We start from the raw sequence: 23,900 nt of genomic DNA on the forward strand, positions 1-23,900 counted from the left end.
CCTCACCCTCCGACGCCCTGAGGCGCCTTCTGTTGTGCGTTGCTACTCGCCGCGGGCCGCCTTTTCGTCCAGACCCGAGCGGCCCACGCGTCGCTCCAGCTCCGCCAGCACCTCATCGACCGAGACACCGCTGGCCGAGAGCATGACGAGAGTATGGAACCACAGATCGGCGGTCTCATAAACGACCTGTTCCCGCTCGCCGCCCTTGGCGGCGATCACCGCCTCGGTGGCCTCCTCGCCGACCTTCTTGAGGATGGCGTCCAGCCCCTTGTCATGGAGCCGCGCCACGTAGGAGGTATCCGCCGACGCGCCGCGGCGCTGTTCGATGGTCTCGGCCAGCGCCCGCAGGGTGTCGGCTGCCGTTCGCTCGCTCGCGGCATTGCTCATCGTCGGACCTCGATCCCCCGTTCCGCCATGTGCGCCTTGGCCTCGCCGACGGTGTGATCGCCGAAATGGAAGATGCTCGCCGCCAGCACCGCGTCGGCGCCCCCGTCGTCGACCCCGTCAGCCAGGTGCTCCAGCTCGCCCACACCGCCCGATGCGATCACCGGGACGGAGACCGCATCGGCCACGGCCCGCGTCAGCCCCAGGTCGAACCCGGCGCGGGTGCCGTCCCGGTCCATGCTGGTCAGCAGGATCTCGCCGGCCCCCAGCGCCACCAGGCGCTGACACCAGCTGACCACCTCGAGCCCAGTGGGGTTACGCCCGCCGTGGGTGAAGACCTCCCAACGCGGCGGATCGTCCTCCACCTGCTTGGCGTCCACCGCCACCACGATGCACTGGGAGCCGAAGCGCTCGGCAGCCTCGCGGACGAAGTCGGGGCGATGGACGGCCGCGGTGTTGATGGCCACCTTGTCGGCACCGGCATTGAGCAGGCGACGTACATCGGCCACGCTGCGCACGCCGCCGCCTACGGTCAGCGGGATGAAGACCTGGCCGGCCACGGCCTCCACTACATCGTAGATGGTCTCACGCTCCTCGTGGCTGGCCGTGATGTCGAGAAACGTCAGTTCGTCGGCCCCCATGGCGTCGTAGCGCCGGGCGATCTCCACCGGGTCGCCGGCATCGCGAATATCCACGAAGCGCACCCCCTTGACCACTCGGCCGGCGTCGACGTCCAAACACGGGATGATGCGCTTAGCGGTCATCGCCGACCTCCTGCGCGGTGCGGATCGCGGTGGCCAGATCGAGGCCACCGTCATAGATGGCGCGGCCCACGATCGCCCCGGCGATGCCTTCGGGGCTACCGGCCAGGCTGCGCACGTCCTCCAGGCTGCTGACACCGCCGGAGGCGATCACCGGGATGGAGACGGCCCGCGCCAGCTCACGGGTGGCCTCGACGTTGCACCCCTGCATCATTCCGTCCCGACCGATATCGGTGAAGATCAGCGCCGCCACACCGGCGTCCTCGAAGCGGCGCGCCAAGTCCACGGCGGCCACCTCGGAGGTCTGCTCCCAGCCGTCGGTGGCCACGTAGCCGCCCCGCGCGTCCAGGCCAACGCAGACGCGCCCGGGAATCTCGCGACAGAGCTCTTCGACGAAGGCCGGCTCGCGCACCGCCCGGGTCCCGACGATGACGTAACCCACGCCGGCTTCCAGATAACGCAGGGCCGTCTCGCGACTGCGAATGCCGCCGCCGATCTGCAGCGGCGTGTCGGGGTAGGCGCGGGCGATGGCGTGGATGGTCTGCTCGTGGGCCGGCTCGCCCCGCACAGCGCCGTCCAGATCCACGAGGTGGAGGCGCTCGGCGCCGGCCTCCACCCAGCGTCCGGCCACCGCGACGGGGTCAGCGTCGAAAATGGTCTCGTCGTCCATCCGGCCCTGGCGCAGGCGCACGCAGTGGCCGTTCTTGAGGTCGATGGCGGGGATTACGATCACGTCCAGCTCCCGTCCCAGTCGAGGAAGTTGCGATAGAGGCGCAGGCCCGCGTCCTGGCTCTTCTCCGGATGGAATTGCACGGCGAAGCAGGGGCCATCGGCGACGGCGGCGGCGAAACGGCACCCGTGATCGGCCTGACCGACGATGATGCCCGGGTCGTCAGCGATCACGTAGTAGCTGTGCACGAAGTAGAACCAGGTGCCGTCCTCGATGCCGTCCCACAGCGGATGGCGGCAGGGCCGGTGCACCCGGCTCCAACCCATGTGCGGGACCTTCAGCGGCCGGCCCCGGCCATCACGCTCGCCGTCCGGGAAACGCACGGCACGCCCCGGCAAGACGCCCAAGCCATCCACCCCGCCGCTCTCCTCGCTGTAGGTCAGCAGCGCCTGCATCCCCAGGCAGATACCGAGGAAAGGGCGACTGCGCGCGGCCTCGATCAGCGCGGCGGTCAGCCCCAGGCGGTTGAGTTCGATCATGCAGTCGCCGATCGCGCCGACACCGGGCAATACCACTCGGTCGGCGGCCCGTACCTGATCCGGATCGGCGGTCACCTCGAGGCCCGACTCGCCGCCGGCGGCGTGGGCCAGGGCGCGATAGACCGAGCGCAGGTTGCCCATCCCGTAATCGACAATGGCCACGCGACTCATGGCTAGAGGGCCCCCTTGGTGGAAGGAACCCGACCACCGGCACGCTCATCCGTGCTAACGGCCTGGCGCAGGGCACGCCCGAAGGCCTTGAACAGACACTCGACCATGTGATGGGCATTGCGGCCGCGCAGCACATCCAGGTGGGCGGTCATGGCGGCGTGGCTGGTCAGGGCACGGAAGAACTCCTCCACCAGCTCGGTATCGAATCGCCCGACGTGCGCCCGCGGCAGCTCGGCGTTGTAGACCAGTCCGGGCCGCCCCGAGAGGTCGAGGACCGCGCGCGACAGGGCCTCATCCAGCGGCACGTAGGCGTGGCCGTAGCGGGTCAGACCGGCCTTATCACCCCACGCCCGGGCCAGCGCCTGCCCCAGGGCGATGCCGACATCCTCGACGGTGTGGTGGTCGTCGATCCAGGTGTCCCCCTTGGCCTGAACGCGCAGGTCCACGCCACCGTGGCGGGCCACCTGAGCGAGCATGTGCTCAAAGAACGGGACCCCACAATCGAGTTCCGCCGCCCCCTCGCCGTCGAGATCCACCCACACCCGCACAGCGGTCTCGCCGGTGGTGCGCTCGACTTCTGCCGTTCGCTTGGCCATGGCCGTGACGCCCTCGCAGTTGGAATCGTTGACGGGCCTTCCGCCCGACGGGCGACCGAGGATATCACACGGGGCCAGCGGGCCTCGGCGGCGCTTCCAGCCAGAAGGTCACCGGGCCGTCATTGACCAACTCGACCTGCATGTCCGCCCCGAACACGCCACTGGCCACGGGGCCCGTGGCCCGCTCGCGCAGGGCCTCAAGGAAGGTCTCGAACAGCGCCTGGCCGGTCTGCGGATCGGCCGCGGGGCCAAAGCTCGGTCGCATGCCCTTGCGGGTATCCGCAGCCAGCGTGAATTGCGGTACGGCCAGCACGCCGCACCCGAGATCGAGGGCGGAGCCATTCATACGCCCCTCGGCATCCGGGAAGACCCGGTAGCCGAGCACCCGCTCGGCCAGGCGCTGGGCCTGCGCCGAACCATCGCCGTGAACGGCGCAGACCAGCGCCACCAGGCCACGCTCGATCTCGCCAACGACCTCGCCACCAACCCGAACCCGGGCACTGCCTGTACGTTGAATAACGGTGATCATCGCGAGAGATATAGGATTTTTCTTACAAGCACTCCGGCACCCCCTGATTCCCCCGCCACCGGCGGTGAGGCATTGTAAACCTCGGCTACCGGCAATCGAATCCCTGTCGCTTACCGGAAGAGCGCAGTCGATTGTGCGGGAGCCTGGATGGGGCGAGGGATCGCTCGGCCTTCAGGGACCGCTCACGGAAGAGTAAGGCCCCCATCCAAACGGCCCGAGGGAAGCGGGTTAAAGCCGACGCAGGACGCGTCGGCTTTTTTTTTTGCCGGGCCGTCAGGCCTTCTTGGTACCGCCCGAGGTGCTGCTGCGCCCCGCGGATGACTTCTGCTGCCCACTGCCGCCCGTGGCCGCCACGCCGGAGAGCTCCTGCATCGCCTCCTGGGCCCGCTTGGTCGCATCCTGCCAGGCCTTGAGCACGCGCTGCCCCTCCGAGTCCCACTGCTCCGCCATGCGGGACGGATCCATATTCTTCACGCTGTCGAACCAGGCATTCCAGAGCTTGCTCTGCGCCTCGGTCCACGACTTCATCATCTCTTGGGTCTGTTTGACCGCCTCCTGCATACCCTCGCTGGCGTTCTCGCCGGCACCGGCCTGCTGCGCCCACTTCTGGGCCCACTGAACCTGGGCGTCGAGGGCCTCTCGGACCGCTTTCTCCCAGGCCTCCAGGTTCTGCTGATAGTGCTGCTGCCAGTCATCCGCCTGGGAGACACCGGTGGGCATTTGCATGCCGCGCACCGTTTGCAGCCACGTATCCCACATGCGCTGCTGCATCTCAGTCCAGTTCCGGACCATCTCTTCCATCGGCTGGTTGCCGCTCATAGCGATCCTCTCCTGACGTCCTGTTGAAAAAACCCGGGTGCCGCCAAAGCGCCAATGGTCCGCCCCGGCGCTTGGCGCACCTTACCGGACAAGTCTAGCGACCCTGCCCCTGAACACCACCGCGCGGGTTGCCTCGCCGCCGTCGAAACAGGTTAGCTGTGTCCATGACGCAACAGCCAACCCCACCACGAAGCCTGGATCTGGCCCTGCGCATCCTGGCGCGGGCCCCCCTGCCCGTGCTGCACGCCGCTGGCACCACCATCGGTGCCGCGCTGGCCCACCTGCCCAACCGGCCACAACGGGTGGCGGAGATCAACCTGCGGCTCTGCTTCCCGGCGCAGGATGCCCACCAGCGGCGCCGCCTGCTCCGCCGCACCCTGCAGGAGACGTGCAAGACCGCCCTGGAACTCGCCCCGGTCTTCAAACGCCCCCCGGAACAGGTGCTGCGCTGGGTGCGCCAGGTCCATGGCCAGGAGCATTTCGATCAGGCCCTCGGCGAGGAGCGGGGCGTCCTATTGCTCGCCCCGCATATCGGCTGCTGGGAGTTGCTCAACCTTTGGGTGGCGGCCCGGCAGCCGCTCACCGCCCTCTACCGCCCCCCGCGCCAACCCGCGCTGGAGCCGATCCTGCTCGCCGGGCGCTCGCGCAATGGGGCGCGCTTGCTCCCCGCCGGCCCTCAGGGTGTACGGGGCGTGCTCCGCGCCCTCGGCCGCCGGGAGGTAGTTGGCATCCTGCCGGACCAGGAGCCGGACGGCAGCGAACCCTTCGCGCCCTTCTTCGGCGTCCCCGCCAAGACCATGACCCTGGCCGGGCGCATCGCCCAACGTTCAGGGGCGGTGCCACTGCTCGCCTTCGCCGAGCGACTCCCCGGCGGGCGTGGCTTCGATCTGCACTTCTTTCCCGCCGAGGAGGCCGTAGCGGATCCGGACCCCGCGGTGGCCGCAGCAGCGGTCAACCGCGGGGTCGAGCAGTGCGTTCGCCGCGTGCCGGCGCAGTACCAGTGGACCTATAAGCGCTTCAACACCCAGCCGGACGGCACTTCGCCCTACCCGAAAAAACGGCGCCGTCGAGCTTGAAAGCACCCCCTCTTGGCAACTAAACTAGTCGGCTATCTCTGGGTTGAAGTGCCCGGATCGACAACAGCCATGGACAAAGACTAAGGGGTCGATGAGCGCATGCCGATTGTGAAAGTCCGCGAAAACGAGCCATTCGAGGTGGCCCTGCGCCGCTTCAAGCGTTCCTGCGAGAAAGCGGGCGTGCTGTCCGAGATCCGCCGGCGCGAGTACTACGAAAAGCCCACGCAAGTACGCAAGCGCAAGCAGGCCGCCGCCGTCAAGCGGCACATGAAGCGGCTCAACCGCGAGCAGCAGCGGCGCCAGCGGCCCTACTAAACGCCCGGAACCAGGACCGATGGCCGCATCCAGCGTCAAAGAAACCGTGCTTGAAGCGGTGAAGGCCGCCATGCGCTCCGGCGATAAGGAGCGGCTGGCGGTGTTGCGCTCGGCGAGCGCCGCTCTCAAGCAGCGCGAGGTGGATGAGCGCTGCGATCTCGCCAGCGATGACAGCGCGGCCATCGACGTCCTGGCCAAGGCGGTCAAACAGCGTCGCGAATCCGCCGAGCAGTACCGCGACGCCGGCGAGACCGCCCGAGCAGAGGCCGAGGAGCGGGAGATCGAGATCCTCTCGGAGTTCCTGCCGCAGGCGGCCAGCGATGAGGAGATCGACGCCTTGATCGAGGAGGCCATCAGCGCCTCCGGCGCCGCATCGATCAAGGATATGGGCCGGGTCATGGGGCCGCTCAAGGAGAAGCTCCAGGGCCGGGCCGACCTCGGCGCCGTCAGCGCCCGTGTCAAGGCCCGCCTCGGCGGCTGATCCCACTCGCCGCGCGACATCGTCTGGACCCTTCCAGACCCCGGAGGCTGGCCGATGGCCGGGCGGATCCCTGACGAGTTCATCGATGAGGTGCTGCAACGCACCGACATCGTCGCTGTTGTCGGCGAGCGGGTGCCCCTGCGCCCGGGTGGCAGCAACTACAAGGCACGCTGCCCCTTCCACGACGAGCGCACCCCCTCGTTCAACGTCAGCCCCGAACGACAGACCTACCACTGCTTCGGCTGCGGTGCCCACGGCACGGCCATCCGCTTCCTCATGGAACACGACCGCATGGAGTTCCGTGAGGCCATCGAGGAGCTGGCCAACCGGGTCGGCCTGGAGATCCCGGACACCGGCGGTGCACGCCGGCCTGCCGATGAGTTCGCCCCGCTCTACCGGGCCATGGCCCACGCCGACCAGTTCTTCCGCGACGCCCTGCGCAACCACCCCGCACGCCAGAGCGCTGTGGAATACCTCCGCCAGCGCGGCATCTCCGGCGAGGTGGCCGCCCGCTTTGGCCTGGGGTTCGCGCCGCCGGGTTGGGACAACCTGCTCCGCCAGCTCAACGACCCCCGACCGGCCATCCGCGCCGGCCTGGTGATCGAGCGCGACCAGAAGACCTACGACCGCTTCCGCGACCGCATCACCTTCCCGATCCACGATCGCCGCGGCCGGGTCGTCGCCTTCGGCGCCCGAGTCGTGTCGGAGGGCGAACCCAAATACCTCAACTCCCCGGAGACCCCGATCTTCCACAAGGGCCGCGAGGTCTACGGACTCTACCAGGCCCTGCAGGCGGAACGCCGCCCCGGGCGACTGATCGTGGTCGAGGGGTACATGGACGTCATCGCCCTGACCCAGCAGGGCATCCCCGGGGCCGTAGCCACCCTGGGCACCGCGACCACCGCCGAGCAAGCGACCCTGCTGCTGCGCTCCGCAGACGAGCTGGTTCTCTGCTTCGACGGCGACGACGCTGGCCGTAGCGCCGCACTGCGCGCTGTGGAAAACCTCCTCCCGGTCCTGCAGGGCGACCGAGAGGTCGGCGTCCTGCTGCTCCCCGAGGGCACCGACCCCGACGATCTGGTCCGCAGCGAGGGCCGCGAGGCCTTCGAGAACCGTCTCGCGACCGCCACGCCGGTGATCGAGTTCTACCTGGCCCGCCTCGGCGAGGCGTGTGACCTCACCACCGTCGACGGCCGCGCCCGCCTCCTCGAACGCGCCAGCGGCTCGCTCCGCCGACTGCCTCGCGGCGTCATCCGGGAGACGCTCATCGGCCAACTCGCCGAACTGACCCGCACCGAGCCGGAACGCATCGACCGCATCCTGGAAGGCCGCGCCGAGACACCGCGGGACGACCCGGCACCGCAGGGCCGCAGCGCCCCGCGCACGCCCGAAGCGAGCCTCCAGCGAACGCCGGTGCGCCACGCCATCGCCCTGCTGCTGCAGCAGCCCCAGCTGGCCACCCACGCCGGCGACCCCGACCGCTTCGCTGACCGCGACACTCCTGGACTAGAATTACTGCAACAGCTCCTTGAATTGGCCCGCACGGAACCCAACATGACCACGGCAAGGATCCTAGAGCGGTTCCGCGATACGCCCCACGAGGCCCCGCTGCACCGGCTCGCAGCCTGGCAGCGGACCGCCATGGCCGAGGGAGACCATCAACAGGAGTTTCAGGATGCCCTCATGCGCATCGAGGAGCAGATCATCCACAACGAGCAGAAGCGGTTGGTACGAGCGCTGGACCAGGTCGGGCAGGATGATCAGACCATCGACCGAGAGCAGGAGCTGCTGCGCCAAGCAACGCGACTGCAGCTGCTGATGGATCGGCTCAAGCGCGGCCGGATCAGCGCCGATGAAGAGCAGGAGATGCGGGAACTTCGGGCGGCCTTTCGACTCTAAGAATGGGCCACCCTTGAAGAAACCCGCTTTTAAGCGCTACACTGTACGGTTCCGCACCAGCGGCGCCTTCCCCGAGCAACCGCGGATCAAACCGATCGCCTATGTCACAGGATCAACAGTCGCAAATCAAGCAGCTCATCGCCAAGGGCAAAGAGCAGGGCTTCCTAACCTACGCAGAGGTTAACGACCACCTCCCGGACGATATCGTCGACCCGGATCAAATCGACGATATCATCGGGATGATCAACGACATGGGGATCAACGTCCACGAGACGGCCCCGGACTCGGACGAACTGCTGCTCGCCGAAACCACTGTCGCCACAGACGAGGACGAGGCCGAGGAGGCCGCCGCTGCCCTCGCCGCAGTGGACGCGGAGTTCGGCCGCACCACGGACCCGGTGCGCATGTACATGCGCGAGATGGGCAGTGTCGAGCTGCTCACGCGCGAGGGCGAGATCCAGCTGGCCAAGCGCATCGAGGACGGGCTCGACCGCGCCCTGGCCGCGCTGTCCTCTTACCCGGAGGCAGCCCGCCAGCTGATCATGCTCTACGATCGCGCCCAGGAGGGCGAGGCCCGGCTAACCGATATCGTCGCCGGATTCCGGGATCGCGAAGACGACTCCGAGCAACCGCCGGAGGCCCCTGCCGCCCCGGAGGCCGCTGCGGACGAGGACGAGGAGGCGACCAGCGCCGAGACCGGCCCCGACCCGGAGGCCGTGGCCGAGCTCTTCGAGCGTCTGCGCGCCGCCTACAACGAGATGCAGGAGGTCCTGGCCACTGAGGGCTCGGCGTCCCCTCGCATTGCCGAGCTGCGCGGCGAACTGGAAGAGGTCTTCCTCAGCATCAAGTTCACCCCCAAGGTGGTCGACGCGGTGGCCGACCGGCTGCGCGGCACGGTGGATACGATCCGCGCCCGTGAGCGCGAGATCATGAACCTGTGCACCCGCGAGGGGCGCATGGCGCGCAAGGAGTTCGTCAAGAGCTTCCAGGACCGCGAGACCGACCCCACCTGGCTGGACGACCTGCTGGCCGAAGGCGAGGAGCGTGCCGAGCGGCTGCAGCCCCACGCCGAGGCGATCCGCAAGGCGCAGTCAGAACTCAAGGAGATCGCCGACAAGAACGGCCTCTCGGTGGCGGAGATCAAGGAGATCAACCGCCGCATGTCCATCGGCGAGGCCAAGGCCCGCCGCGCCAAGAAGGAGATGGTCGAGGCCAACCTGCGCCTGGTGATCTCCATCGCCAAGAAGTACACCAACCGCGGGCTGCAGTTCCTCGACCTGATCCAGGAAGGCAACATCGGCCTGATGAAGGCGGTGGACAAGTTCGAGTACCGGCGCGGCTACAAGTTCTCGACCTACGCCACCTGGTGGATCCGGCAGGCGATCACCCGCTCCATCGCCGACCAGGCGCGGACCATCCGCATCCCGGTGCACATGATCGAAACGATCAACAAGCTGAACCGGGTGTCGCGGCAGATGCTCCAGGAGATGGGCCGCGAGGCCACCCCCGAAGAGCTGGCCGAGCGCATGGAGATGCCCGAGGACAAGGTGCGCAAGGTCCTCAAGATCGCCAAGGAGCCGATCTCCATGGAGACGCCGATCGGCGACGACGAGGACAGCCACTTGGGCGACTTCATCGAGGACACCAGCGTCACCTCGCCGGTGGACTCGGCCACCTCGGAGGGACTGCGCGAGTCGGTCCGCGAGGTGCTCTCGGGGCTGACCCCGCGCGAGGCCAAGGTCCTGCGCATGCGCTTCGGCATCGACATGAACACCGACCACACCCTGGAGGAGGTCGGCAAGCAGTTCGACGTCACCCGTGAGCGGATCCGGCAGATCGAGGCCAAGGCGCTGCGCAAGCTGCGCCACCCCACCCGCTCCGACGGGCTGCGCAGCTTCCTCGAAGAGTAACCTTCCCGACCCACCGGGGCGCCATTGCCGGCGCCCCGGTGTTGTGTTTGGATCCCTACCCGGTATCCACCACCTCTCTGCGGGCCTGTAGCTCAGTGGTTAGAGCAGGGGACTCATAATCCCTTGGTCGTCGGTTCGAATCCGACCGGGCCCACCACTTATCCGGAACGATCAGTAGGTTACCTAACAACCGCTCCGTTCCTGTTCACCTCCTCGGCGCCCCACATGACCCGATCGTGCCCCGGCACCGTCACTCCCCGAACAACGTCAGCGTCACCTTCCGGCTGTGCCCTGCGCTGCGGTGCTCCCAGAGGTAGAGGCCCTGCCAGGTCCCCAGCGCCGGCCGGCCGCTGCTGATCGGCACAGTGACGCCGCTGCCACTGAGCACGCTGCGAATGTGGGCCGGCATGTCGTCCGGGCCCTCCATATCGTGCTCGTACATCGGGTCGCCATCCGGCGCCACCCGGGCCATGAACCGCTCCAGGTCGGCACGGACCGTGGGGTCGGCGTTCTCGGTGATCATCAGCGAGGCGCTGGTGTGGTGGCAGAAGGCGTGCGCCAGGCCGCGGGTCACGCCCTGCTCGCGGATCGCCTCGGCCAACGAGCGGGTGAGCTCATGGGTGCCGCGTCCGCGGGTCTGGACAGTGAGGGTCTGCTGTTCGATCTTCATGGCCGGACTCCCGCTCGCTGATTCGGATCCGCCACGGTAGCGCTGCCCCCGGGTCGGCTCAAGCCGCTGCCGCGGCCCTCGGGGCGCCCCATGACGGGACCTCCTCAGCCGGTTACCATGCCCGGGTGGACGACTCGAAGACCCCCTCGCTATTCTCCTACCGCCCTTACTGGGCGGCCCGCTTCGGCGTGGCCCCGTTTCTGCCCATGTCCCGGCGCGAGATGGGCGAACTTGGCTGGGACAGCTGCGACGTCATCCTGGTCACCGGCGACGCCTACGTCGACCACCCGAGCTTCGGGATGGCGATCATCGGCCGCCTGCTCGAGGCGCAGGGCTTTCGCGTCGGCATCATCGCCCAGCCCGACTGGCGCAACACCAGCGACTTCCAGGCCCTGGGGGCCCCGAACCTGTTCTTCGGCGTCACCGCCGGCAACATGGACTCCATGGTTAACCGGTATACCGCCGATGGCCGGCGCCGCAGCAACGACGCCTACAGCCCCGACGATGAGGGCGGCCGCCGGCCCGACCGCGCCACCATTGTCTACAGCCAGCGCCTGCGCGAGGCCTACCGCGACACCCCCATCCTGCTCGGCGGCATCGAGGCCAGTCTGCGCCGCCTGGCCCACTACGACTACTGGTCCGACAAGGTCCGCCGTTCGGTGCTGCTCGACGCCAAGGCCGATCTGCTGCTCTACGGCAACGCCGAGCGCGCCCTGGTGGAGGCCGCCCACCGCATCGCCGGCGGCGAGCCGGCCCGAGAGATCCACGACGTGCGGGGCATCGCCTACGCCCGCACGGCCCCGGGCGCCGACGAACCGGATCCGGCCCGGGCCGAAGGTGTGCTGCGGGTCCCGGACTGGGAGCAGGTACGCCAGGATGCGGACCGGTTTGCCGAGCTGGCACGCATCACCCGCCAGGAGACCAATCCGCACAACGCCCGCACCCTGGTCCAGGCCCACGGTGCCCAGGAGGTGTGGATCACCCCGCCGCCGTTGCCCCTGAGCACCGAGGAGCTGGACGCCCTCTACGAGCTGCCCTACGCCCGGGCGCCCCACCCGGCCTACGCCGGGCGCCCCATCCCCGCCTGGGAGATGATCCGCTTCTCGGTGAACATCATGCGCGGGTGCTTCGGCGGCTGCAGCTTCTGCTCCATCACCGAGCACGAGGGGCGCCTGATCCAGTCACGCTCCCAGGAATCGGTGCTGCGTGAGATCGACGAGATCGCCGAGCGCACCGAGGGCTTTACCGGGGTGATCTCGGACCTCGGGGGACCCAGCGCCAACATGTACCGCATGGGCTGCAAGGACCCGAAGGCCGAGGCCCACTGCCGGCGCATGTCGTGCCTCTACCCGCGCGTCTGCCGCAATCTCGATACCGACCACGAGCCACTGATCAACCTTTACCGGCAGGCCCGTCAGCGGCCCGCGGTGAAGAAGGTGCTGGTGGCCTCCGGTGTACGCTACGACCTGGCCATCCACTCCAAGGCGTACGTGCGGGAGCTGGTCAGCCACCACGTCGGCGGGTACCTGAAGATCGCCCCGGAGCACACGGAGCCCGGGCCACTGGCGCAGATGCTCAAACCGGGCATGGACACCTACGAGCGCTTCAAGGCGCTGTTCGAGGACTACAGCCGGCGAGCGGGCAAGGAGCAGTACCTGATCCCGTATTTCATCGCCGCGCATCCGGGCACCACCGACGAGGACATGCTCGAACTGGCGTTGTGGCTCAAGCGCAACGGCTTTCGGCCCAACCAGGTCCAGGCCTTCCTGCCCACGCCCATGGCCCTGGCCACCGCCATGTATCACAGCGGCCGCGACCCGCTGCGGCCCGTGGGGTCGGACGGCGGCACGCCGGTGCGCACCGCGCGAGGTCTGCGCACGCGCCGGCTCCACAAGGCCTTCCTCCGTTACCACGATCCGGAGAACTGGCCGCTGCTGCGCCGGGCGCTGCAGCGGATGGGGCGCGAGGATCTGATCGGCAACAGCAAGCGCCACCTCATCCCCGCCCACCAGCCGCCGGGCACAGGGACCTCCGGCGAGGGGCGGCGGACCCCGGACGGCAAGCGCCGCCAGGGGCAGAAACCCCCGACGGCCGACAACCGGCCCCGGCGCGGCCCGCGCCGGCCGCGGGGCAAGGCCCGGCGCTGAGCCTCTCGGGATGGCGCTGGGCGGGCCCTCAGCCCCGACTCGCCACCACCTGCCGGTACAGGTCCTGATACGCCTGCGCCGAGGCCGCCCACGAGTACGTACCGGCCATGCCCCGGGCCTGGATGGCGTGCCAGGTCGGGCGGTCCTGCCAATGCGCCAGGGCCCGCTCCACCGCTGCGGCCAGGGCAGCGCCGTCGGAGGCCGCCAGGTGGAAGCCGTTCCCGCTTTGCGGATGGGCATCCACATCCACCACCGTGTCCGCCAGCCCGCCGGTGGGGTAGACCACCGGCGGCGTGCCGTAGCGCAGGGAGTAGAGCTGATTGAGCCCACACGGCTCGAAGCGCGACGGCATCAGGAACAGGTCACTGCCGGCCTCGATCTGGTGGGCCAGGGCCTCGTCGTAGCCAATCACCACGCCGACCTGCCCCGGGTGCTGCTCGGCGGCGGCGCGCAGCGCCGTCTCCAGCCGGTGATCCCCGGCGCCCAACAAGGCCAGCTGCGCCCCGGCGGCCAGCAGCCGCGGCAGCGCCGCCAGGATCAGATCCACACCCTTCTGCTCCACCAGCCGCCCGACGAACCCGAGGATCGGCCCCTCGCCCTCGCTCAGGCCGACCGCCCGGGCCACCGCCCGGCGGTTGGCGGCCCGCGCCCGGTCGTCCGGGCCGGTATACTGGGCAACCAGATGCCGGTCGCTGCCGGGATCCCAGGTGGCGGTATCGATGCCGTTGACGATCCCGAACAATCGATCCCGCCGGTGGTGGAGCAGTCCGTCCAGCCCCCAGCCGAAGGCCGGCGTCTGAATCTCCCGGGCGTAGGTGGGGCTGACGGTGACCAGGGTGTCGGCGAAGACCAGCGACCCCTTGATGAAGGCCAGCTGGCCGTAGAACTCCAGTCCCTCGGGCTGCCACAGCTCCGCGGGCAGCCCCAGCCGCGGGTAGAGCTCCGCCGGGAAGAGCCCGCGGTAGGCCAGGTTGTGGATGCCGAAGACGGTTGCGGGCCGGTCGGCCCGGTCGCGCAGGAAGACCGGCGCCAGCGCCGTCTGCCAGTCGTTGCCGTGGAGCACCTCGGCCCGCCAGTCCAGCAGATCCCCCGCCGCCAGGGCGGCGGCCACCTGCGACAGGCGGAGGAAGCGCCAGTGGTTGTCCGGCCAGGCGTCGCCCCCGGCGGTGGCGTAGGGCCCGCCGACCCGGGCGAAGAGCGGCGGGTCGTCGAGCAGCCAGACGCCGACCCCGGTGCCGGGCAGCCGGCCCTCGATCAGCGTCACACCCTCTCCGGCCAGCTCTGCGGTGTGCCGGCGGACCTCGCCCTCGAGCTGCTCGACGGTCCCCGGGTAGGCCGGCATCAGCAGGCGCACGTCGCAGTCGAGCTCAGCCAGGGCCCGAGTCAGGCCGAAGGCCACATCGCCCAGGCCGCCCGTCTTGGCCAGGGGCCACGCCTCGGCGGTGGCGAAGAGGACCCTCACGCCCCCTCCCCGACCAGCACCAGGCCGGCCAGCGGTGGCAGGGTCAGGGTCACTGAGTAGGGGTAGCCACTCCACGGCACCGGCTCGGCGAGCACACCGCCGGCATTGCCCAGGTCCGATCCGCCGTAGTAAGCCGAGTCGGTGTTCATCCGCTCTGTCCAGCGCCCGGGGGCCGGCACGCCCAGCCGGTGGCCGTGGCGGGGGACCGGCGTAAAGTTCAGGACCACCAGCGCCTGCTCCCCGGCATCGCCGCGGCGCAGGTAGCTGAGTACCGACTGCTCGGCGTCGTGGCAATCCACCCAGGCGAAACCCGCCTCGGCGAAGTCGTAGCGGTGGAGGGCCGGCACGCCACGGTAGAGCGCATTGAGATCACTGACCAGACGCTGCACGCCGGCGTGGCGCGGGTCGGACAGGGCCGCCCAGTCCACCGTGGCATCGGCGTCCCACTCGCTGCGCTGGCCGATCTCGCAGCCCATGAACAGCAGCTTCTTGCCCGGGTAGGTGAACTGGTAGGCGTAGAGCAGGCGCAGGTTCGCCAGGCGCTGCCAGTCGTCGCCGGGCATGCGGTCGAGCAGGCTGCCCTTGCCGTGGACCACCTCGTCGTGACTGAACGGCAGGACGAAGTTCTCGGTAAAGGCGTAGAGCAGGCCGAAGGTCAGCTGGTCGTGGTGGTAGCGGCGATGGACGGGGTCCTCGCCGAGGTAGGTCAGGGTGTCGTGCATCCAGCCCATGTTCCACTTCATGGTGAACCCCAACCCACCGAGGTAGGTGGGCCGCGTGACCTGGGGCCAGGAGGTGGACTCCTCGGCGATGATGCAGGTCCCCGGCTGCTCGCCGTGGGTGACGGTGTTCACCTCGCGCAGGAAGGCAATGGCCTCCAGGTTCTCGTTGCCGCCGTGGATGTTCGGCACCCAGTCCCCGTCTTCGCGGGAGTAGTTCAGGTAGAGCATCGAGGCGACCGCATCCACCCGGAGCCCGTCCAGGTGGTAGGCCTCCAGCCAGTAGAGGGCGCTGGAGAGCAGGAAGCTGCGCACCTCGTTACGACCGAAGTTGAAGATCAGCGTCCCCCAGTCGCGGTGCTCGCCCTGCCGGGGATCAGCGTGCTCGTAGAGCGGCGTACCGTCGAAACGGGCCAGGGCCCATGCGTCCCGGGGAAAGTGAGCCGGTACCCAGTCCAGGATCACGCCGATACCGTGGCGGTGGCAGTAGTCCACGAAGTAGCGAAACGCGTCCGGCTCGCCGAACCGACTGGTCGGGGCGAAGTAGCCGGTGGCCTGATACCCCCAGGAGTCGTCCAACGGGTGCTCAGTGATCGGCAGCAGCTCGATGTGGGTGAAGCCCGTGCGCTGGACGTAGTCGACCAGCTCGTGGGCCAGGGTGCGGTAGTCGAGGAACCCCCCCCCGACATCCCGCTGCCAGGAGCCCAGATGCACCTCGTAGATCGACCACGGTGCCTGCTGCCAGGCGCTCCCCTCGCGCCGGCGGCGCTCCATCCACGCATCATCCCCCCAGGGGTAGGCCTCGGGCGGCTCCACCACGGCGGCGGTCTCGGGCCGGTGCTGGTAGCGCCGGCCACAGGGGTCGGTCTTGAGCAGCGGCCCGCAGCCGCCGGCTCCCCGCAGCTCAAACTTGTACAGGGCCCCCGGCTCCACCCCGGGGATAAACAGCTCCCAGACCCCGGCCTCCAGGCGCAGGCGCATGGGGTGGCGGCGCCCATCCCAGCGATTGAAATCCCCCACCACGCTGACCCGCTCGGCGTTGGGCGCCCAAACCGAAAAGACCACGCCTGCCACCCCGTCAACCGTGGTGCAGTGCGCCCCCAGGAAGCGCTGAGCGTGCCAGTGCCGCCCCTCGGCGTAGAGGTGCAGGTCGAACTCCGAGAGCACCGGCGGGAAGGCGTAAGGGTCGTAGGCGGTGTGCCAGGCACCCCCGGCATCCCGCCAGCAGACCTGGTACGGCGCCTCAAGGGCCTCGGGCAGCGGCGCCTCGAAGAAGTCGGTGCCGGCAACGCGCGGCACCTCGGTGCCCTCGCTAAAGGCCACTGCCGCCGCCTCCGGGTGGTAGATGCGCACCCGCCGGCTCGGGCCGTGGGGGCCGCCGAGGTAGGCGAAGGGATCCGAGTGGCGCCCCTCGGCGATCCGCTGGCGCTCTTCGGCCTCGGCGCGCTGTTGGCTAACGCGATTCAAGCCTGACCTCCGCTCAGGCGCCGCTGCGGTGCCGCTCGCCCCGGATGGGCCGCCCATCGGTGGTGAATACCCTGTCGATCCGCGGAAAAGGCGTCCATACTGCTCCCAAAGCCCCAGTTGTCAGGAAGACCCGACGTGTTACCCCAGCGCTCCCCCCGTTTCGTCAGCCGCCTGACCCGCGACACCCTGGCCCTCATCCTCGCCGGCGGCCGCGGCACGCGGCTCCACGAGCTGACCCAGTGGCGCGCCAAACCGGCCGTGCCCTTCGGCGGCAAGTTCCGCATCATCGACTTCCCCCTGTCCAATTGCATCAATTCCGGCGTGCGGCGGATCGGCGTCCTGACCCAGTACAAGGCCCACTCGTTGATCCGCCACATCCGCCAGGGCTGGAGCTCTCTCTCCAGCGACTTCGGCGAGTTCATCGAGCTGCTACCCGCCCAGCAGCGCATCGCCGACTCCTGGTACCTGGGCACAGCCGATGCGGTGTACCAGAGCCTGGACATCGTCCGGCTGCACGACCCCGACTACGTCCTCATCCTCGCCGGTGACCACATCTACAAGATGGACTATGGGCCGCTGCTTGCCTACCACGTCGAGCGCGGTGCGGATGTCACGGTCAGCTGCCTGGAGGTGGCGATCGAGGAGGCCACCGCCTTCGGGGTCATGGCCATCGACGAAGAAAACCGGGTGGTCCGCTTCGACGAGAAGCCGGCCCAGCCTGCACCAATCCCCGGCCGTGCGGATCGGGCGCTGGCCTCGATGGGGGTCTACGTCTTCAATCGGGACTTCCTCTTTCGGACCCTCGGGGCCGACGCCCGCACCAGCTCGGAGCACGACTTCGGCAAGGACATCATCCCGCAGCTGATCGACCAGGCCCGGGTGGTGGCCTACCCGTTCCGCGATCTGAGCACCGGAGAGCAGGCCTACTGGCGGGATGTGGGAACCATCGACGCCTTCTGGAAGACCAATCTCGAGCTGATCGACGTCACCCCGGAACTCAACCTCTACGACCGCGAGTGGCCCATCTGGACCTTCCAGGAGCAACTACCCCCGGCCAAATTCGTCTTCGACGAAGAGGACCGCCGCGGGACGGTGGTCGATTCCATGGTCTCCGGGGGGTGCATCATCTCGGGGGCGCAACTGCGCCGCTCGCTGCTCTTCTCCTCGGTGATTGTCGACGAGCGCACCCGGGTCGAGGACTCGGTCATCCTCCCCGAAGCCCACATCGGCCCGGGCTGTCGCATCCGCAACGCGGTGATCGACAAGTACTGCCACATCGAGGCGGGCACGGTCATCGGTGAAGACCCGGAAGCCGACGCCCAACGCTTCACCGTCAGCCCCAACGGCGTCGTCCTCGTCACTCCGGAAATGCTCGGTCAGGAGATCCACGTTGTCTATTGATACCGGCGCCGCGAACCCGACAGAAAACCCACCGGTGCGCGTGGTGCTCTGCTGGCACATGCACCAGCCGAGTTACCTCGACCCCGGCACCGGCGACTACCTGCTGCCGTGGACCTACCTGCACGGCATCAAGGACTACGCCGACATGGCGGCCCACCTCGAGGCCAACCCAGCGGCCCGCGCCGTGGTCAATTTCTCGCCGGTACTCCTGGAGCAGCTGGAGGACTACAGCCGCCAGATCGCCGGCTTCCTGGAGAGCGGCGAACGGCTGCGCGACCCCCTGCTGCGCGCCCTGGCCATGCCCACCCTGCCGGTCAACAACCCGGAACGCCGCCAGCTCGTGGAGCAGTGTCAGCGCATCAACCGCCAGCGGCTGGCGGACCCGTTCCCCGCCTTCCGACACCTGCTCGAGATCGCCGAGACGGTCAGCGCCCACCCGGCCAGCATGCGCTACCTCAGCGACGCCTTCCTGGTCGACCTGATCACCTGGTACCACCTGGGCTGGATGGGCGAGACGGTGCGCCGCAGCGAACCACGGGTCCAGCGGCTGATCGACAAGGGCGACGGCTTCACCCTCCACGATCGGCGCGAGCTGCTCGGTGTCATCGGCGAACTGCTCGCGGGACTGCCCCACCGCTATCGGCACCTGGCCGAGACCGGACGGGTGGAGCTGTCGATGACACCCTACGCCCACCCGATCCTGCCCCTACTCCAGGACCTGCAGTCCGCCCGCGAATCCTGGCCCGCGAGCCCGATGCCGGTGGTCGATCAATACCCCGGTGGCGAGGAACGGGCGCGCTGGCACCTGGCGCGCGGCCTGGAGATCTTCGAACACACCTTCGGCCACCGCCCGCACGGCTGCTGGCCGTCGGAGGGGGCCGTCAGCCAGGCCACGCTCGCGCTGCTCCAATCGTACGGTTTCCGCTGGACGGCCAGTGGCGGTGCAGTGCTCGACAACAGCCTGGGCGCAGAGGGCGGGGGGAACGGCCAGTGGCACCGCGCCTACACCCTCGCCCCGCAGCACCCCGAAGCCGAGGGCCACGCGGCCACACGCTGCTTCTTCCGCGACGACGGACTCTCCGATGCCATCGGTTTCGAGTTCTCCGACTGGCACGGCGACGACGCCGTGGCCAACCTGGTCAGCCGCATGGAGGCCATCGCCGCCGGCTGCGAGGCGCCGGAACAGACCGTGATCTCGGTCATCATGGACGGTGAGAACGCCTGGGAGCACTACCCGGCCAACGGCTTCCATTTCCTGAACGGGCTCTACCAGCGCCTGGCCGAACACCCGGGGCTGATCCTGACCACCTTTGCCGAGGCCGCCGACGAGACCGAACCTCGCGATCTGCAGCGACTGGTGGCCGGCAGCTGGGTCTACGGCACCCTATCCACCTGGATCGGCGAGGTGGACAAGGACCGCGCCTGGGAGCTCCTCGCCGAGGCCAAGCAGGCCTTCGATCAGCGCGCCGGGGAACTCGACGAGGCCACCCGCATCCGGGCCGAGGCGCAGCTGGCCATCTGCGAGAGCTCCGATTGGTTCTGGTGGTTCGGCGACTACAACCCCGCCGAGGTGATCCGGGACTTCGACCACCTCTACCGCGTCCAGCTCGCCGCCCTCTACCACACCCTGGGCCAGGAGCCGCCGGAGCATCTCAGCCACGCCTTCGCCCGCCAGGGCCGCGGCCAGCCCGAGCGCGGCGGCGTCATGCGGCACGGACGCGCAGAGCCGTGAGCGGCGCGGGACTGTCCGAGCGGCGCCGCGCCGGCGTGCTGCTGCACGTCAGCGCACTGCCCGGGCCCGGGGGCAACGGCGACCTGGGGCACCACGCCTACCGCTTCGTGGACTGGCTCGCCGAGGCCGGCTTCACGATCTGGCAGATGCTGCCGCTGGGCCCCACCCACGACGACCTCAGCCCCTATCAAGGCCTGTCGGTGCACGCCGGTGAGCCGTGCTACATCGACCTGCACACGCTGGTCGAACTCGGCTGGTTGACCCCCGAGGAGATCCAGCCCCCGGAGACCGGCGACGACCCCGTCGCGCTGCGGGCGTGGCGCCGCTCCTGCCTTGGCCGCGCCCGACAACGCCTGCGCGATCGCAACGACGCAACGACCGAGGCTCAGATCGCCGCCTTCCGCCAGGCGCACGGCCACTGGCTGGAAGACTACGCCCTCTACGCGGCGCTGCGCGAGGAGCATGACCTCCTGCCCTGGTGGCAGTGGCCCACCGCCGAACGCGATCGGGAACCGGCGGCGCTGGAGGCGGCAGCCACCCGCCTGGCCGACCGGATCGACCAGCAGGTCTTCGAGCAGTACCTGTTCTTCACCCAGTGGCAGGCGCTGCGCCACTACGCCGCGGAACGCGGCGTCCGGTTCTTCGGCGACATCCCCATCTTCGTCGCCCACGACAGCGCCGACACCTGGGCCCGGCGGGCCTGCTTCCGACTCGACAGCGAGGGGCAGGCAGCGGTGGTGGCCGGCGTCCCACCGGACTACTTCTCGGCCGAGGGGCAGCGCTGGGGCAACCCCCTCTACGACTGGCAGCAGCTGCAGGCCGATGGCTTCGGCTGGTGGCTCGAGCGCCTGGCCACACAGTTGGCACTGTTCGACTTCGTGCGCATCGACCACTTCCGTGGCCTGAGCGCCTGCTGGACCATCCCCGCCGAGGCCCCCACGGCCCGGGACGGGTACTGGGAAGCGACCCCCGGAGACGCTCTGCTCGAGGCCGTTCAGGAACGCTTCGGGCGGGTCCCGCTGGTCGCCGAGGACCTAGGGGTGATCACCGAGGACGTGGAGCGCCTGCGCGACCGCTTCGCCCTGCCGGGGATGAAGGTCCTCCACTTCGCCTTCGACAGCGACGCCGCCAACCCCTACCTGCCGCACCACCACCACCGCCACAGTGTGGTCTACACCGGTACCCACGATAACAACACCACCGTGGGATGGTACGCCGGTCTCGCGCCGGAGACCGTGGAGCGGGTCCACGCGTACCTGGGCTACCCGACCGAGCCGATGCCCTGGCCCCTGACTCGAGCCGCCCTGGCCTCGGTGGCGAGCGTGGCCGTCATCCCCCTACAGGACCTGCTCGAGCTGGACGGCGAACACCGCATGAACGTCCCCGGCACCACCGAAGGCAACTGGCGCTGGCGCTTTGCTTGGGAGTGGCTGCCCGACTCCCTGGCCGGGCAGCTGTACGACCTCAACCGGCTCTACGGCCGGCTCTAGGCCCCGTCGGAGGCCTAGAGCCAACGCATCCGCCCCAGCTCCAGCGGGTGCGCGAGCAGCGGGTGGCTGGGATACATGCAGATGCGGAAGTACTGCAGGCCGTTGAGCCGTGGCTGGATGTCGAGGGTGAAGAGCGGATCCCCGGCGTCATCCTGGTCCGTGGCCGAGAGGACGAACCGCTGGGTCCGGGCCGGATCCCGCGGGTGGGGCACCGGGCTGAAACGGCACTCGACGGTGACATCCTCGGCCCGGAGGCCATTGAGCTGCGCCTTGACCCGCAGGCGCAGGGACTCGCCGTGATACAGACTGGCAGGGGCGTCGTCGACCAGCTCCAGGGCCGTCCCGTCCCAGCAGGCCAGGACGTGCTCCTTCCACGCCGCCAGCCCGGCCGCCCCCGCCAGCTCTTCCTCCGCCAGACGCCTTTGCTGCCGGGCGGCCGGGCCGTAGAGGTCGCGCACATAGTCCATGACCATGCGCTGGGCATTGAAGCGGGGCAACGTGCTGCGCATCGACGCCTTGGACATCTGCACCCAGCCGGCCGAATAGCCACGCTCGCCGCGATCGTAGTAGAGCGGCGCCACCTCGCCGGCCAGCGTATCCAGGAGGTCCCGGGCCTCCTCACCGTCGCGGTAATCCGGATCGAACCCCGGGGCGTGGGGGTAGATGGCCCAACCGTTATCGCCGGCGTAGCCCTCGTCCCACCAGCCGTCCAGGACCGAGAGGTTGATCACGCCGTTGATGGCCGCCTTCTGGCCGGACGTCCCGCACGCCTCGAGGGGGTACTCCGGGTTGTTCAGCCACACATCAACCCCGGTCACCAGCTTGCGGGCCAGCGCCATGTCGTAGTTCTCGAGCAGCAGCAGCCGGCCGATCAGATCGGGATCCAGGGTCAGCTCGTGGATGCGCTGGATCATCGCCTGACCCTGCTCGTCGTGCGGATGCGCCTTGCCGGCAAAGATCAGGATCATCGGCCGCTCGGGGTCGTTGAGCAGCTGCTTGAGCCGGTCCAGGTCGCGGAAGATCAGCAGAGCCCGCTTGTAGGTCGCGAAGCGGCGGGCGAAGCCGAGCACCAGCACATCGGCCTCGGGATCACGGATATAGCGGGTCATGCGGCGGATCATGGCCTCGGCCATGCCGTTGCGCTTGCATCGGGCCTCGACCCGGGCACAGACATCGCGGAGCATCTGCGACTTCAGGCTCTGGCGCATGCTCCAGTAGCGATGGTCGGGCAGTTCGTCGACGACGCTCCAAAACGCCTCATTGCTCAGCTCACTCCGCCAGGCCGGCCAGCGCTGATCGAAGAGGTTGCCCCACTCCTGGGCGAGGAAGGTCGGCACATGGACGCCGTTGGTGATGGAGTGGATGGGGTTCTGTTGAGCCGGGACATCCGGCCATATGCGGGCCTCCATCTCCGAGGCCACGCGGCCGTGGATCCGGCTGACGCCGTTGTGAAAGCGCGACCCCCGCAGGGCCAGGCTGGTCATGTTGAAGCCCGGATGCTCGGCCCGGCCGTTACCCAGCTCCAGCAGGGCATCGAGATCCAGCCCGCTCTCTCCCAGCGCGGCGTCCAGATACTCCCGCACCATCTCCGGGTCGAAGATGTCGTGCCCAGCCGCCACCGGGGTATGCGTGGTGAAAACCGAGGTCCCGGCGACCACCTCCAGGGCCGTGGCGAAGTCAGTGCCGGCGGCCACCCACTCGCGGCAACGCTCGACGAGCTGAAAGGCCGAATGGCCCTCGTTGAGATGCCAGACCGTGGGCATCACGCCCAGCTTGCGCAGCGCCCGCACCCCGCCGATACCGAGGCAGAGTTCCTGCTTGATCCGCATCTCGCTGCCGCCGCCGTAAAGCTGATAGGTGATCGAGCGATCTTCGGGGCGGTTCTCCGGAACATCGCTATCGAGCATATAGAGGCGCACGTGCCCGGCCCGCACTGACCAGATGCGCAGCTGAACCGTGCGCCCGGGCAACTCGACGAACACGCGCAGCTCCTCGCCGTCGCCGTCCTGACGCGGGTAGGCGGGCAGCTGGGCCACTTCGGTGGGTACGTAGTGGGCGACCTGACACCCTTCATGATCGATGGTCTGGATGAAGTAGCCCTGACGGTAGAGCAGGCCCACGGCAACCAACGGTACGCGCAGATCGCTGGCGGCCTTGCAGTGGTCACCGGCCAGGATCCCCAGCCCCCCGGAGTAGAGGGGCAGGCTCTCGTGGAGCCCGAACTCGGCACAGAAGTAGGCCACCAGGTCCTGTCCCGGATCCAGGTGCGGGGTCACCTCCGGCGAAGTCTCCTGCTCCAGGTAGGTGTCGTAGGCGGAGAGTGTCCGGTTGTAATCCTCAATAAAGGTCGGATCCTGGGCGGCCCGCTCCAGCGCTTCCTGAGACACCCGCCGCAGGAACACCTTGGGGTTGTGGCCGCTGGCCTCCCAGCATTCCGGGTCGATCTGGTAGAACAAGCCCCGCACGCGCCGATCCCACGAGTAGTAGAGGTCGTCGACGAGCTCGCGCAGGCGGCCGAGTGAGGGTGGCAGATTGGGGTGGACTTCCAGGGTGAAGACGCGTTCGGACATGGGTGGGGCAACTCCCTCTGTAGACCCCCCTGTTTAGCACAGGTTGCGGGGGCACACACGCTCGAACACCACCCCCGCAACGAGAAAGGCCC

20 protein-coding genes and 1 tRNA gene are annotated in these 23,900 nt (G+C 68.9%); 10 read left to right on the forward strand and 11 right to left on the reverse strand.

The annotated features are described in order from the left end of the window. Window positions 1–42: 42 nt before the first annotated feature. The 7 genes from HHAL_RS05560 to HHAL_RS05590 form a co-directional block, all read right to left on the reverse strand. The gene (locus HHAL_RS05560) at window positions 43–387 is read right to left on the reverse strand and encodes a phosphoribosyl-ATP diphosphatase (RefSeq protein WP_011813889.1); all 345 of its coding nucleotides are present in this window, start codon (window positions 385–387) and stop codon (window positions 43–45) included. Continuing rightward, entirely contained in the window at window positions 384–1,148 is a 765-nt protein-coding gene (gene hisF, locus HHAL_RS05565) for an imidazole glycerol phosphate synthase subunit HisF (RefSeq protein WP_011813890.1), read from the reverse strand. Before hisF ends, HHAL_RS05560 begins: the two co-directional genes overlap by 4 nt. After that, window positions 1,138–1,878, reverse strand: a complete 741-nt coding sequence (hisA, locus tag HHAL_RS05570) for a 1-(5-phosphoribosyl)-5-[(5-phosphoribosylamino)methylideneamino]imidazole-4-carboxamide isomerase (RefSeq protein WP_011813891.1) — start codon at window positions 1,876–1,878, stop codon at window positions 1,138–1,140. Before hisA ends, hisF begins: the two co-directional genes overlap by 11 nt. Beyond that, window positions 1,875–2,525 carry an imidazole glycerol phosphate synthase subunit HisH gene (gene hisH / locus HHAL_RS05575; protein ID WP_011813892.1) on the reverse strand — a complete coding sequence of 217 codons (651 nt, stop codon included), beginning with the start codon at window positions 2,523–2,525 and terminating at the stop codon, window positions 1,875–1,877. Before hisH ends, hisA begins: the two co-directional genes overlap by 4 nt. A gap of 2 nt (window positions 2,526–2,527) precedes the next feature. Continuing rightward, window positions 2,528–3,121, reverse strand: coding sequence for an imidazoleglycerol-phosphate dehydratase HisB (gene hisB, locus HHAL_RS05580; protein ID WP_011813893.1), 594 nt, complete (start codon window positions 3,119–3,121; stop codon window positions 2,528–2,530). Between the two features lie 64 nt (window positions 3,122–3,185). Continuing rightward, entirely contained in the window at window positions 3,186–3,650 is a 465-nt protein-coding gene (dtd, locus tag HHAL_RS05585; RefSeq protein ID WP_011813894.1) for a D-aminoacyl-tRNA deacylase, read from the reverse strand. A 273-nt stretch (window positions 3,651–3,923) separates the two neighbouring features. Continuing rightward, on the reverse strand, window positions 3,924–4,469 hold the full coding sequence (locus HHAL_RS05590; protein WP_011813895.1) for a hypothetical protein: 546 nt from the start codon (window positions 4,467–4,469) through the stop codon (window positions 3,924–3,926). Between the two features lie 164 nt (window positions 4,470–4,633). Here HHAL_RS05590 and HHAL_RS05595 point away from each other — a divergent pair, with 164 nt between their 5' ends. The 6 genes from HHAL_RS05595 to HHAL_RS05620 all read left to right on the forward strand — a co-directional run bounded on the left by HHAL_RS05595 (window position 4,634) and on the right by HHAL_RS05620 (window position 10,307). Then, complete coding sequence (locus HHAL_RS05595; protein WP_011813896.1) at window positions 4,634–5,545, forward strand: lysophospholipid acyltransferase family protein; 912 nt, start codon at window positions 4,634–4,636, stop codon at window positions 5,543–5,545. Window positions 5,546–5,644: 99 nt separating this feature from the next. Then, the gene (gene rpsU / locus HHAL_RS05600; RefSeq protein WP_011813897.1) at window positions 5,645–5,860 is read left to right on the forward strand and encodes a 30S ribosomal protein S21; all 216 of its coding nucleotides are present in this window, start codon (window positions 5,645–5,647) and stop codon (window positions 5,858–5,860) included. Between the two features lie 19 nt (window positions 5,861–5,879). Continuing rightward, window positions 5,880–6,341 carry a GatB/YqeY domain-containing protein gene (locus HHAL_RS05605; RefSeq protein ID WP_011813898.1) on the forward strand — a complete coding sequence of 154 codons (462 nt, stop codon included), beginning with the start codon at window positions 5,880–5,882 and terminating at the stop codon, window positions 6,339–6,341. A 54-nt stretch (window positions 6,342–6,395) separates the two neighbouring features. Next, window positions 6,396–8,240, forward strand: a complete 1,845-nt coding sequence (dnaG, locus tag HHAL_RS05610) for a DNA primase (protein ID WP_011813899.1) — start codon at window positions 6,396–6,398, stop codon at window positions 8,238–8,240. A 101-nt stretch (window positions 8,241–8,341) separates the two neighbouring features. Then, window positions 8,342–10,150: an RNA polymerase sigma factor RpoD gene (gene rpoD, locus HHAL_RS05615; RefSeq protein ID WP_011813900.1), complete on the forward strand. Its 1,809-nt coding sequence runs from the start codon at window positions 8,342–8,344 to the stop codon at window positions 10,148–10,150. 81 nt (window positions 10,151–10,231) lie between these two features. After that, window positions 10,232–10,307, forward strand: a tRNA-Ile gene (locus HHAL_RS05620). Between the two features lie 93 nt (window positions 10,308–10,400). Here HHAL_RS05620 and HHAL_RS05625 read toward each other — a convergent pair. After that, window positions 10,401–10,820 carry a secondary thiamine-phosphate synthase enzyme YjbQ gene (locus HHAL_RS05625; protein WP_011813901.1) on the reverse strand — a complete coding sequence of 140 codons (420 nt, stop codon included), beginning with the start codon at window positions 10,818–10,820 and terminating at the stop codon, window positions 10,401–10,403. Between the two features lie 125 nt (window positions 10,821–10,945). On the opposite strand from HHAL_RS05625, the gene HHAL_RS05630 reads away from it, so the two are divergent. Beyond that, the gene (locus tag HHAL_RS05630; RefSeq protein WP_011813902.1) at window positions 10,946–12,967 is read left to right on the forward strand and encodes a YgiQ family radical SAM protein; all 2,022 of its coding nucleotides are present in this window, start codon (window positions 10,946–10,948) and stop codon (window positions 12,965–12,967) included. A 28-nt stretch (window positions 12,968–12,995) separates the two neighbouring features. Here HHAL_RS05630 and glgA read toward each other — a convergent pair whose 3' ends face one another. Then, window positions 12,996–14,429, reverse strand: coding sequence for a glycogen synthase GlgA (gene glgA / locus HHAL_RS05635; RefSeq protein ID WP_011813903.1), 1,434 nt, complete (start codon window positions 14,427–14,429; stop codon window positions 12,996–12,998). After that, complete coding sequence (gene glgB, locus HHAL_RS05640) at window positions 14,426–16,672, reverse strand: 1,4-alpha-glucan branching protein GlgB (RefSeq protein ID WP_011813904.1); 2,247 nt, start codon at window positions 16,670–16,672, stop codon at window positions 14,426–14,428. The genes glgA and glgB overlap by 4 nt, the downstream gene beginning before the upstream one ends. A 78-nt stretch (window positions 16,673–16,750) precedes the next feature. Here glgB and glgC point away from each other — a divergent pair, with 78 nt between their 5' ends. Genes glgC through malQ form a run of 3 tightly spaced genes read left to right on the forward strand, consistent with a single transcriptional unit; the run spans window position 16,751 to window position 21,238 of the window. Further along, window positions 16,751–18,016, forward strand: coding sequence for a glucose-1-phosphate adenylyltransferase (gene glgC, locus HHAL_RS05645; RefSeq protein ID WP_011813905.1), 1,266 nt, complete (start codon window positions 16,751–16,753; stop codon window positions 18,014–18,016). Window positions 18,017–18,074: 58 nt separating this feature from the next. Then, window positions 18,075–19,748 (forward strand): glycoside hydrolase family 57 protein, encoded by a 1,674-nt coding sequence (locus tag HHAL_RS05650; RefSeq protein WP_144446172.1) that lies wholly within the window; start codon window positions 18,075–18,077, stop codon window positions 19,746–19,748. After that, window positions 19,745–21,238: a 4-alpha-glucanotransferase gene (gene malQ / locus HHAL_RS05655; protein ID WP_011813907.1), complete on the forward strand. Its 1,494-nt coding sequence runs from the start codon at window positions 19,745–19,747 to the stop codon at window positions 21,236–21,238. Before HHAL_RS05650 ends, malQ begins: the two co-directional genes overlap by 4 nt. 14 nt (window positions 21,239–21,252) lie before the next feature. On the opposite strand, the gene glgP is transcribed toward malQ, so the two are convergent. Continuing rightward, complete coding sequence (glgP, locus tag HHAL_RS05660) at window positions 21,253–23,808, reverse strand: alpha-glucan family phosphorylase (protein WP_011813908.1); 2,556 nt, start codon at window positions 23,806–23,808, stop codon at window positions 21,253–21,255. Window positions 23,809–23,900 lie beyond the last annotated feature (92 nt).

Origin of the sequence: Halorhodospira halophila SL1 (assembly GCF_000015585.1) — a bacterium.
Classification (GTDB): domain Bacteria; phylum Pseudomonadota; class Gammaproteobacteria; order Nitrococcales; family Halorhodospiraceae; genus Halorhodospira; species Halorhodospira halophila.